The organism is Streptomyces sp. JN8, from assembly GCF_055808075.1.
Genome location: NZ_CM147852.1, coordinates 2,818,496 through 2,829,563, shown reverse-complemented (window position 1 = coordinate 2,829,563; position 11,068 = coordinate 2,818,496). Strand labels below are relative to the sequence as shown.

General features: G+C 74.8%; 9 protein-coding genes. 5 read left to right on the top strand and 4 right to left on the bottom strand.

Going from position 1 to position 11,068, the window contains the following annotated elements:
- The first annotated feature begins 197 nt into the window (after positions 1 to 197).
- Both ACY0MR_RS11995 and ACY0MR_RS11990 read left to right on the top strand, forming a co-directional pair.
- Positions 198 to 1,223, top strand: coding sequence for an ATP-dependent 6-phosphofructokinase (locus tag ACY0MR_RS11995; protein WP_388793572.1), 1,026 nt, complete (start codon positions 198 to 200; stop codon positions 1,221 to 1,223).
- Positions 1,224 to 1,887: 664 nt separating this feature from the next.
- Complete coding sequence (locus tag ACY0MR_RS11990) at positions 1,888 to 3,102, top strand: helix-turn-helix domain-containing protein (protein ID WP_473560667.1); 1,215 nt, start codon at positions 1,888 to 1,890, stop codon at positions 3,100 to 3,102.
- Positions 3,103 to 3,306: 204 nt separating this feature from the next.
- Here ACY0MR_RS11990 and ACY0MR_RS11985 read toward each other — a convergent pair whose 3' ends face one another.
- Complete coding sequence (locus ACY0MR_RS11985) at positions 3,307 to 4,047, bottom strand: tyrosine-protein phosphatase (protein ID WP_388793576.1); 741 nt, start codon at positions 4,045 to 4,047, stop codon at positions 3,307 to 3,309.
- A gap of 155 nt (positions 4,048 to 4,202) precedes the next feature.
- On the opposite strand from ACY0MR_RS11985, the gene ACY0MR_RS11980 reads away from it, so the two are divergent.
- Both ACY0MR_RS11980 and ACY0MR_RS11975 read left to right on the top strand, forming a co-directional pair.
- Positions 4,203 to 5,444, top strand: coding sequence for a phage baseplate protein (locus ACY0MR_RS11980; protein WP_392205857.1), 1,242 nt, complete (start codon positions 4,203 to 4,205; stop codon positions 5,442 to 5,444).
- Positions 5,445 to 5,494: 50 nt separating this feature from the next.
- Entirely contained in the window at positions 5,495 to 5,956 is a 462-nt protein-coding gene (locus tag ACY0MR_RS11975) for a hypothetical protein (RefSeq protein WP_404085409.1), read from the top strand.
- A 69-nt stretch (positions 5,957 to 6,025) separates the two neighbouring features.
- Here ACY0MR_RS11975 and ACY0MR_RS11970 read toward each other — a convergent pair whose 3' ends face one another.
- The 3 genes from ACY0MR_RS11970 to ACY0MR_RS11960 all read right to left on the bottom strand — a co-directional run bounded on the left by ACY0MR_RS11970 (position 6,026) and on the right by ACY0MR_RS11960 (position 9,245).
- Positions 6,026 to 6,637, bottom strand: a complete 612-nt coding sequence (locus tag ACY0MR_RS11970; protein ID WP_388794110.1) for a helix-turn-helix domain-containing protein — start codon at positions 6,635 to 6,637, stop codon at positions 6,026 to 6,028.
- A gap of 176 nt (positions 6,638 to 6,813) precedes the next feature.
- Entirely contained in the window at positions 6,814 to 7,509 is a 696-nt protein-coding gene (locus ACY0MR_RS11965; RefSeq protein ID WP_361862221.1) for a response regulator, read from the bottom strand.
- Entirely contained in the window at positions 7,506 to 9,245 is a 1,740-nt protein-coding gene (locus ACY0MR_RS11960) for a sensor histidine kinase (protein ID WP_473560663.1), read from the bottom strand. Before ACY0MR_RS11960 ends, ACY0MR_RS11965 begins: the two co-directional genes overlap by 4 nt.
- Before the next feature lie 138 nt (positions 9,246 to 9,383).
- Between ACY0MR_RS11960 and ACY0MR_RS11955 the strand changes: the two genes are divergently transcribed.
- On the top strand, positions 9,384 to 10,805 hold the full coding sequence (locus ACY0MR_RS11955) for a cation:dicarboxylate symporter family transporter (RefSeq protein ID WP_388793586.1): 1,422 nt from the start codon (positions 9,384 to 9,386) through the stop codon (positions 10,803 to 10,805).
- Positions 10,806 to 11,068: the final 263 nt, after the last annotated feature.

The window sequence follows — 11,068 nt, the reverse complement described above, 5'->3', positions numbered from 1 at the left end:
GCATTACCCCCTTGACAATACCCCCGCCGGTGGTTAGGCCGCCCGCCGGGCGAAGGGCCTCGGAGCCCGGGACCAAAGGCCTCCCCGGCCGTTCCGGAGCGGACGCGCGGAGCGTCCGTGAGCGCACCCCTCGGGCCGAACGTGTGAGAATCGCTGTGGCTCACCAAGGAACGCGACCGAGCAGGAGACACAGCACGATGCGCATCGGAGTTCTCACCGCAGGCGGCGACTGCCCCGGCCTGAACGCAGTGATCCGGTCGGTCGTGCACCGGGCGCTGACCGGCCACGACGACGAAGTCATCGGCTTCGAGGACGGGTTCAAGGGCCTCCTCGACGGCCACTTCCGCCCCCTCGACCTCAACGCCGTCAGCGGCATCCTGGCCCGCGGCGGCACCATCCTCGGATCGGCCCGCCTGGAGCGGAACCGGCTGGCCGAGGCCGCCGCGTCCGCCCCCGACCTGGCCCGCGAGTACGGCATCGACGTCCTCATCCCGATCGGCGGCGAGGGCACCCTGACCGCCGCCCGGATGCTCTCCGACGCGGGCATGCCCGTCGTCGGCGTCCCCAAGACGATCGACAACGACATCTCGTCCACGGACCGCACCTTCGGCTTCGACACCGCCGTCGGCGTCGCCACCGAGGCGATGGACCGTCTGAAGACCACCGCCGAGTCGCACCAGCGCGTGATGGTCGTCGAGGTGATGGGCCGCCACGCCGGCTGGATCGCCCTGGAGTCCGGCATGGCCGGCGGCGCGCACGGCATCTGCCTGCCCGAGCGCCCGTTCCAGGTCGACGACCTGGTCAAGATGGTCGAGGAGCGCTTCGCCCGCGGCAAGAAGTTCGCCGTCATCTGCGTCGCCGAGGGCGCCCATCCGGTCGAGGGCTCCATGGAGTACCAGAAGGGCGAGATCGACCAGTTCGGCCACGAGCGCTTCCAGGGCATCGGCAACCAGCTCGCCGTCGAGCTGGAACGGCGCCTCGGCAAGGAGGCCCGCCCGGTCATCCTCGGCCACGTCCAGCGCGGCGGCACGCCGACCGCGTACGACCGGGTGCTCGCGACCCGCTTCGGCTGGCACGCGGTGGAGGCCGCGCACCGCGGCGAGTTCGGCCGGATGACGGCGCTGCGCGGCACGGGCGTGGAGATGGTCCCGCTGGCCGAGGCGGTCACCCGTCTGAAGACGGTTCCGGAGGACCGCATCCGCGAGGCGGAGTCGGTCTTCTAGACCCCGCGGGCGGACCCGCCGCCCGATCCCACGGCGCGCGCCGCCGACGACTCCGGCGGCCGCCCGGTGGGCTGCGGCCGGACCGCACCGCCGATGACTCCGGCGGCCGTCCCGTCGGCCGTCGGGGGATCACCACGCCCGGACGTCGTCCGGCCGCCTCGCCCGGCTGTCCCGCCGGCCTTCGCCCGGCAGCGGCATCCGGCCGTCCCGCCGGCCTCGGCCGGGCCGCGCGCTGTTCGCCCTTCGCGCGACCGCCCCGCCGCCTCTCGCCAGGCCGCGCCGTCCGTCCGTCCTCCGCGCGACCGCCCCGTCGGCCCGTCCGTCCTCCGCGCGACCTCCCGCAGGCCGTCGCGGGGCCGGCCTTCCGGTCCCGGGCCGTACGGTCCCCCGCCTGGGACCTTCGTCCCGAACCGTCCCGGATTCCCGCCGGGACCCGCGCACACCCGAGTGGCCCCGACCGTCACGGGGGGACGGTCGGGGCCACTCCGCTGTGCGCGGCGTCACCCCCGTAATTGCCGGGATCCACTCTTGAGCCCGAGCGCGGGATCAACAAGGCTGGGGGCTTGTCCCGGACATGTCCCAACCCGTGTCCGGGGGAGTCCGGCGGAGTCCCGCAGGGGCGTGGCGGAGTCCGGCGGCGTGCGCCGGAGGGGGAGAGGCACGGATGGCACCGGGGCGGCACACCCCCGACCCGCGGGGGGCGCGCACCCCCGCCGAGTTCCTCGCGGCCCTCCAGGCCCTCAAGGAACGGTCGGGGCTGACCTACCACGAGCTGTCGTCCCGCGCGGAGGAGCTCGGGGACGTCCTGCCCCGGTCCACGGTGGCGAACATGCTGGCCCGCGCGACCCTGCCCCGCGAGGAACTGCTGACCGCCTTCGTCCGCGCCTGCGGAGCCACACCGGACGAGCTGACGGAATGGCGGCGGGCACGGACGGAGCTGGCGGGCCGGGGGGCGTACGGCGCCGCCGAGGCGTCCTCCTCGGGCGGGTTCGTGGCGGCGGCGCAGGCGCCGGAGACGGCTGGGGCGGCGGAGGCGACGGGGACGGGTGCGCCGGCGGCGGAGACGCCCGTGGCGTCGGCGGATCCGGTGGCCGGGTCGGCCGCGGAGGCGCCGCACGTCACCGGAGGCCGCGGGGCCGGGGTCGTGGCGATCCCCGAGGGCCCCGGAGACGCCCCCGACGGCCGGACGGTGTCCGCGCCGCCGTCCTGGCCCGTCGGCGAGGACACCGTCCGGCCGCCGGGGGACGCGTCCGGCACCCCGGCCCGCATACGGCGCGCGCTCGTCGCCGCCGTCGCCGTGACCGGGCTCGTCCTCGCCGGGTTCAGCGTCCTCGCCCTGCTCCGCGGCGGCGGCACGGGCCAGGCCGGCCGGCCGTCCGGCACCCCCAGCGCGGCGGTCGGCGCCGCCGTGGCGCCCGCCGCCGGAGACGTCCGCGTCCGGGTGGCCGGCACCGCCTTCTGCCTCGGCGAGCGGCGCGGCACCCGATCCGGACAGGTCCACCAAGTGCCGTGTGCGGAACCGGACTTCCCTCGTTACTCGCTCGTCCGGGCGGGGGCCGGCCGGTGGCGGATCGCCTCCGACCACCCCGACTTCGGCCCCGGCTGCTCCGGGATACCCTCCGGCGGCCGGATACCCGACGCCGCGTTCGAGGACTCCGAGTGCGGGGACCCCGGCCGGGTGGAGTCCTTCGCCCTGGAGCCGTACGTCCCCGCCGGGGGTGCCGTGCGCGGCTACCGGATCGTCCCGGTCGGCTCGGCGACCCGCGGCACCTGCGTCACCGTCGTCGGCGACCGCTCGGCCGCGGGGGCGCGACTGGCCCAGGCGCCCTGCGCGCCGGACGCGGCCGGCCAGCTCTTCTCCTTCGAGCGCCGGAACTGAGCCGCCGGCCGGCGCACGGCACTCCGAGTGCCACCGACCGGGGACGGGCCGGCGCACCGCACCCGGAGTACCCCCGACCACCGACCGGCGGTCGCACCGCACCCGGAGCGCCACCGACCGGCGGCCGGCCGGCACACCCACCCGAGCGCACCCGGCGGACGACCGGCCGACCGACGGGCTCGCGGTCCGGCCGACGGCAGCTCCCTAGGGCCGCTCGACCAGACGGGCCCTCAGGGCCGTCACGACCGCCGGGTCGAGACCGACGTGGCCGGTGACGTACGCGTCCACCGAGCCGTACCGCGCGCGCAGGTCCTCCAGGAACAGCCGGATGACGTCGGCGGGCGCCCGGCCGTAGGACGGCCAGCGGAGGGCGCGGCCCGGGTGGGCGGCGCGCCAGTCGGCGACCAGTCGCTCCGTGGCCCGTTCGGTCAGGGCGAAGTCCGCCAGGATCTCCTCGTCGGGAACGCCCAGGAGGGAGAGGACGACGGCGGCGAGCAGCCCCGTCCGGTCCTTCCCGGAGGCGCAGTGGAAGACGAGCGGGCCGTCGGCGGCGGCGATGACCTCCAGGGCCGTACGGAGTTCCACCGCGCCGTCCTCGGCGACCTCGGCGAACCGGTCGGCGAGGTAGCGCCAGGGGTCGAGGTCCGGGTCGATCTCCGCCTGGTCGTAGGGGCGGTGCTCGATGGAGAGGTTGTGCCAGGAGACCTCCTCGGTCTCCGGCAGGCGCCCCTTGGCCGCGATCTCCCACGGGTAGCGCAGGTCGATCACCGTGGCCACGCCGAGCGCGCGGAAGCGTTCCAGATCGGCGGGGTCGGGGCCCGCGAGCTTGGCGAGGGAGTCGGAGCGGTAGAGGGTCTCCCACCGCACGGTCCCGCCGTCGTCGGTCCGATAGCCGCCCAGGTCACGGAAGTTGTGGAGCCGTTGGAACGGGATGTGTCGTCTCACCGCGCCCATGTACGTGCCGGGCAGCGGAATTCGAGCTTCCCGGCTGCGGCCGTCCGCGCTCGCCGCGGGGTGCCGCACGCGCCGAGGGCGGCGGACGTGTGTCCCATACAATCTGCCCTGCGGTCCGCTCCGGGCCGCAGGGAAGGGACTTCTTCGTGGCTCATTCGGATCTCATCGACCTGACCGGACCCTGGGGCCGGATCCTCAGTGGTACGCCCCTGAACCACGAGACCCATACGCGGGCGGGCCAGTCCATGGCCGTAGACCCGGTCACGCACGAGCTCTTCGTGGTGCAGGTGCGGGGCGTGCCCACGGACGGGGACCTGTGCGTCTACCGCATGGACCGCAGGACCGGGCGTCCGATCGACACCATGCACCTCACCGGTTTCGGCCACGGGAACCAGATCGGCGCGCAGCACCTCGACGGCACCACCCACCTCTGGACGGACGCCGGGCCGCTGTCCGGCGACTACGGCACCCGGGTCGCCCGGGTCCCCTACCGCCCCGGGCAGACGCTCTCCCCGTCCTCGCCCGGGGTGACGGCGCCCTTCCGCCCCACGCCCGACGCCGAGCAGTCCTCGCCGAACGTCGACCCGATCCACCACCGCCTCACGGTCCGATACATCACCGGCGCGGCGGGCGCGGAGCGGGTCTTCTTCCGCCAGTACCCCATCGATCCGGTCACCGGCGCGGTCACCTGGACCGCGACGAGGACGATCGAGCTGCCCCTCGGCGGGTTCTTCGTGAACCACAAGTCGCCCACCCCGCAGGGGTTCGCGTCGCTGGGCGAGTACCTCTACCTCTACACGGGCAGTCCCGAGAAGAACAACACCCACATCACCGCGGTGTCCTGGGCGGACGGCTCCTTCGTCGCGGGGCCCCAGCACATCACCGCCGTGCCCGGTCTCGACCGCCGGGAGCCGGAGGGCATGTGCATCGAGCCGATGGGCGACGAGGCGCGGCTCCTGTTCGGCTTCAGCGGCAGCCTCACCACTCCGCGCGAGGCCACGATCTGCTTCCTCTCGACGGACGCGCCGGTGCAGGGCGTGAAGCTCCTGACGGACTGGACCCCGCTCACCGGGGTATCCGGAGCGACCCCGCAGACGGGTCTGATGAGCCCGCGCGGGCGCCTGGTCTCGCTGGCCGGGACCACCTTCCTCCAGCTCCGCGGCGGCTTCGACTGCGACATCACCGCCGAGGGCCCGTTCGCCCAGCTCCCGCCCACGCTGACCCCCAGCCGTACGGTCAGGGCCGAGGTCACCCGCAACAACCAGGGCGGCCGCTGCGTCTGCCGCGTGGAGGTGGACTCCCGCGGAAGGCTCTCCGTGTTCGGCCCGACGGCCGACAACCGGATCACCTGGATCGGTCTCGACAACTTTTCCGCGGCCTGGCGCTGACGGCTCGTCCGCACGCCCGCCGCCTTCCTTTCGCTCCCGGAGGACCCACCATGCCCCGCACCGGCACCAGCCGCCGCAGCCTGCTCACCGCCGCCGTCGCCGTCCCCGCTGCGACCCTCGGCGCCCCCCTGCTCGCCACCCCCGCCGCGGCCGACGCCCCCGGCGGCATCGTCGTCGTCCACGACTGGCAGCCGCTCACCCTGGCCTCGGGGGTCACCGCCGCCGTGGACGTCCCGGCCGTCCGCGTCGTGAAGATCGCCGGCACGGACTTCCTCCAGATGCGCGGCGGATTCACCGGCCAGTTCACGGCCGACACCGTGATCGGCGCCCTGCCGACGACGATCACGGTGCCGAAGGTGGTCCGCGCGGTCTGTCCCCGCAACAACTCCGCCGGCATCAACTCCTGCCGCGTGGAGGTCCACACGACCGGCCGCGTCACGGTGTTCGGCGGAACGGCCGCCAACGACATCACCTGGGTCACGCTCGACAGCTACTCGGCCGTCCTCGCCTGAGCCCCGCACCCCCGGGCCGTGGACAGGGCGCGGCCGCCGACGGTCGCCGTCACCCGCGCCCCGCGCCCCTCAGGCGCCGACGGCCGCCCAGAAGTGGCCGGTGATGTCGTCGAGGTAGGCCCGGCCCTCGTTGCCGGTGCCGCCCGAGGCGCCCCAGCTGCTCGTCGCCGCCATCCGGGCGTGGTAGTCGGTGTGCAGCTGCTGGAGCACGCGCTCCAGGGTCTGCCTGGGCAGCGGCAGCATCTTCACGGCCGGCTTCACGTAGGCCTGCCAGCGGTGGGTGGTGGCGGCGTTCCGCAGCAGCTCCGCGAGGGCCTCGTCACCGCCCGTGGCGGTGATCAGGGCGCGTGGCCCGAGCCCGAGCACCTCGGCCAGCGCTGCCGTCTGGCGTTCGGTGCCGCGCCAGCTGCCCTCGTCCTCCATGCGCTGGTACGCGGGGGCCGCGACGCCGATCCGCCGGGCCAGCTCCTCCGGGGCGAGACCGCGCGCCATCCGGTGCTCGCGCAGGGTCGAGGCGGCGGAGATGAGCTCGGCGGGGGCGCACCACAGGACGCCCGCGAGCGCGGTGAGCTCCTGCTCGCTCGGGAGCAGGCGGCCGCGTTCCCAGGCGACGACGGTGTCGGGGGTGACGAAGAGGCCGTACTGCGCGCGCAGGCCGTACGCGACGTGACCGTGGGCCATGCCGAGACCCTCGCGCAGGCGTCGCGCGGCCAGGGCGTTGAAGGGTGGGGAGGGTTGGTGCACCCGGTCACCGTAGAGCGGAGGGTGACGGCTGGCTACGGTGCGTTCCCCCAACATGCGAAGTCGTAGGAACATGGGAACCGGTCGGTAACCGCAGGTGGTGGCATGCGGGACGATCAGTGACCGCGGGCCGGTCCCTCCAGCCAGCGGTACTGGAGTTCCGGGCGCCCGATCTGCCCGTACTGCGGGGCACGCACGGCCCGCCCCTCGGTGACCAGGTGTTCCAGGTAGCGGCGGGCCGTGATCCGGGAGATCCCGACGGCCGCGCCGGCCTCGGCGGCGGTGAGCCCGCCGGGCGTGGACCGGAGGGTCCGCGTGACGGACTCCAGGGTGGGCGCGCTCAGCCCCTTGGGGAGCGTCGTCGGGTGCGGGGCCCGGAGGGTGGCGAGCGCGCGGTCGACCTCGTCCTGCCCGGAGGCCTCGCCCGCGGTCGCCCGGAACTCGGCGTACCGGGCGAGCCGGTCCCGCAGGGTCGCGAAGGCGAAGGGCTTCAGGACGTACTGGACGACGCCGAGCGACACGCCCTCGCGGACGACCGCCAGGTCGCGGGCCGAGGTCACGGCGATCACGTCCGCCGAGTGCCCGGCGGCGCGCAGCGCGCGCAGGAGCTGCAGTCCGTGGCCGTCGGGGAGGTAGAGGTCGAGCAGGATCAGGTCCACGGGGGTCCGCTCCAGGGCGCGCACGGCGGCGGCCCGGGAGTGCGCGACGCCCACGACGGTGAAGCCGTCGACCCGCCCCGCGTAGAGGGCGTGGGCGTCCGCGGCGACCGGGTCGTCCTCGACGACGAGCACCCGCAGGGGAGGCGCGCTCACGCGACCACCTCCGGGGCGCCGTGCGGCGGCGGCGGTCCGCCGGAGCCGGGGGGTGCCGTGCCCGGGTCGCGGCCGGGGGCGGAGTGTCCGCCGGGGCGGGTGCGCGCGCCGTCCCGTGGCGGCGGCACCGGGGCCGTGTCCGGCCCGGACGCCGGCAGGGGCAGCCGTACGGTGAACTGCGCCCCGCCCCCCTCCGCGTCCGCCACGTCGAGCGTGCCCGCGGCACGCGACACCGCCTGGCCCACCAGGGCCAGGCCCAGCCCCCGGCCGGGGCCCCGGGTCGTCCAGCCCCGGCCGAGGACCGCGTCGCGGTCGGCCGGGCGGACGCCGGGGCCGGTGTCGGCGACCCGGAGGAGCAGCTCGCCGTCCCCCGCACGCGCCGCGACCGTCACGGTCACCCGCGCCTGCGGGCTGCCGCCCGCGGCCTCCACCGCGTTGTCGATGAGGTTGCCGAGGATCGTCACCAGGTCCCGGGACGGCAGGGCCGCGGGCACCAGGCCGTCGTCGATGCGGCTGTCCTCGGTGAGCACCAGCTCCACGCCCCGCTCGTTCGCCTGCGCCGCCTTGCCCAGCAGCAGGGCCGCCAGCACCGGCTCGCCGACCGCGTCCACGACCCGGTCGGTCAGCGCCTGGGCCAGCTCCAGCTCGGCCGTCGCGAAGTCCACCGCCTCCTGGACCCGGCCCAGCTCGATGAGGGACACGACCGTGTGCAGCCGGTTCGCCGCCTCGTGCGCCTGCGAGCGGAGTGCCTCCGTGAACCCCCGCTCCGAGTCCAACTCGCCCGAGAGGGACTGGAGTTCGGTGCGGTCCCGCAGGGTCGCGACCGTGCCGCGCCGCTCGCCCCCCACCACCGGCCGGGTGTTCACCACCAGGACCCGGTCCGCCGTCAGATGGGTCTCGTCGACCCGCGGCTCCGAGGACAGCAGCGCGCCGGTGAGCGACGCGGGGAGGCCGAGTTCGGCGGCCGGACGGCCGACGACCCCGTCGTCCAGACCGAGCAGCTCCCGCGCCCCGTCGTTGATGAGCGCGATCCGCCGCCCTCCGTCGAGCATCACGAGCCCCTCGCGGACCGCGTGCAGCGCGGCCTCGTGGTAGTCGTGCATCCGGCTCAGCTCCGTCGCGTTCATGCCGTGCGTGTGGCGCCGCAGCCGCGCGTTGACCACGTACGTCCCCGCCCCGCCGAGCGCGAGCGCGGCACCCGCCATCCCCAGCAGCGCGGTGACCTGCTCCCGTACCTGTTCGCTGATCTTGTCGATGGTGATGCCGGCGCTGACCAGCGCGACGACGCGACCGCCGTCGAAGACGGGCGCCACCGTCCGCACGGAGGGACCGAGCACCCCCAGGTGCGTCTCGGAGTACGTCCGGCCCGCCGCCGCCTCCTCGATGTGGCCGAGGTACGTCCGGCCGATCTGCTCCGGCTCGGGGTGGGTCCAGCGGGTGCCGTCCGGCGCCATGATCACCACGAAGGCCACGCCCGCGTGGCGGCGCAGGGCCTCGGCGTACGGCTGGAGCACCGCGGTGGGCTCGGCGGACCGGGCCGCGGCGACCACCGAGGGCGAGTCGGCGACGGCCGCGGCGGTGGCCGCGGACTGGCGCCGCGCGGTCTCCTCGGCCTGCGCCCGGTCCGTGAGGTAGGCGAAGACCGCGCACCCGGCCACGACGACGGCCACGAGCACGACCTGCATCGCGAAGAGCTGGCCGGCCAGGCTGCGGGGACGGGGGAGGGGGAAACGCATGCGGGTAAGTGTGCACGTGGGACCGTGCGCCGACGCATCGCGTTCCCGAATCGTGCCCTGCCCGGGCCGCCCGCCCCTCCCTCCGTACCTTTCGGCCGTGAACGAAACGCACGCAACCGTGACCCCGGTCACAGGCTGATGGATGCTCTCGGAGTCCACCGGGACGTGGACACCCATCAGCACGAGGAGGACCCCGTGGCCGCACGACGGGACCGTACGCACTATCTCTATCTGGCCGTGATCGGAGCCGTGGTGCTCGGCATCGCGGTCGGATTCCTGGCGCCCGGCGTCGCCGTCGAGCTGAAGCCGCTGGGCACCGGCTTCGTGAACCTGATCAAGATGATGATCTCGCCGATCATCTTCTGCACGATCGTGCTCGGCGTCGGATCGGTCAGGAAGGCCGCGAAGGTCGGCGCCGTCGGCGGTCTCGCCCTCGGCTACTTCCTCCTGATGTCGACCGTCGCGCTCGGGATCGGCCTCGTCGTCGGCAACCTCCTGGAGCCCGGCTCCGGGCTGCACCTCACCAAGGAGCTGGCCGAGGCGGGCGCCAAGCAGGCCGAGGGCGCGAGCGAGTCCACGCCGGACTTCCTGCTCGGGATCATCCCCACGACCGTCGTCTCCGCCTTCACCGAGGGCGAGGTGCTCCAGACCCTCCTCGTCGCCCTGCTGGCCGGCTTCGCGCTGCAGGCGATGGGGGCGGCCGGCGAACCGGTTCTGCGCGGGATCGGCCACATCCAGCGGCTCGTCTTCCGCATCCTCGGCATGATCATGTGGGTCGCGCCGGTCGGCGCGTTCGGCGCGATCGCGGCCGTCGTCGGCGCGACGGGCGTCGACGCGCTGAAGTCCCTCGCCGTCATCATGATCGGCTTCTACCTGACCTGCGCGATCTTCGTGTTCGTGGTCCTCGGGGCGCTGCTCAGGGTGGTCGCCGGGCTCAACATCTGGAGCCTCCTGAGGTACCTGGGCCGCGAGTTCCTGCTGATCCTCTCCACCTCCTCGTCCGAGTCCGCGCTGCCGCGGCTCATCGCCAAGATGGAGCACCTCGGGGTCAGCAAGCCGGTCGTCGGCATCACCGTGCCGACCGGCTACTCCTTCAACCTCGACGGCACCGCGATCTACCTCACGATGGCCTCGCTCTTCGTCGCCGAGGCGATGGGCGACCCGCTCTCCGTGGGCGAACAGATCTCCCTCCTCGTCTTCATGATCATCGCCTCGAAGGGGGCGGCGGGCGTCACCGGCGCCGGTCTCGCCACCCTCGCGGGCGGCCTCCAGTCGCACCGGCCCGAGCTGGTCGACGGGGTCGGCCTGATCGTCGGCATCGACCGCTTCATGAGCGAGGCGCGCGCCCTGACCAACTTCGCGGGCAACGCCGTCGCCACGGTCCTCGTCGGCACCTGGACGAAGGAGATCGACCGGGAGCGGGTCGCGGAGGTGCTCGCGGGGCGGGTGCCGTTCGACGAGAAGACGCTGGTGGACGACCACGCGCCGGCCGGTGACGGGACGCCGGTGCCGGACCAGCGGGCCGAGGAGGGCGAGGAGAAGGCGCGCGCGGGCGTCTGAGCACCCGGGGCGGGGCGGGCCCACCGCCCCGCCCCGCCCGCGGAGTCCCCGACGCCGGGGGCCCGGCCCTGGTTTCGGGACGGCCCGCGGTGGGGGAGGAAGCCGGGCAGCGGCACCTGATCCCCACCCCCGCCCGAACCCGCCGCTCCAGTCGCCCCCCGCACCCCCCGCACACCCCCCCCACAGTCAGGTCCCGGGCCTTGAGCCGGATCCGGGGCCGGAGGGAAGGGCGCCCTCCGAACGGGGGCGCCCTCCTGCAACAC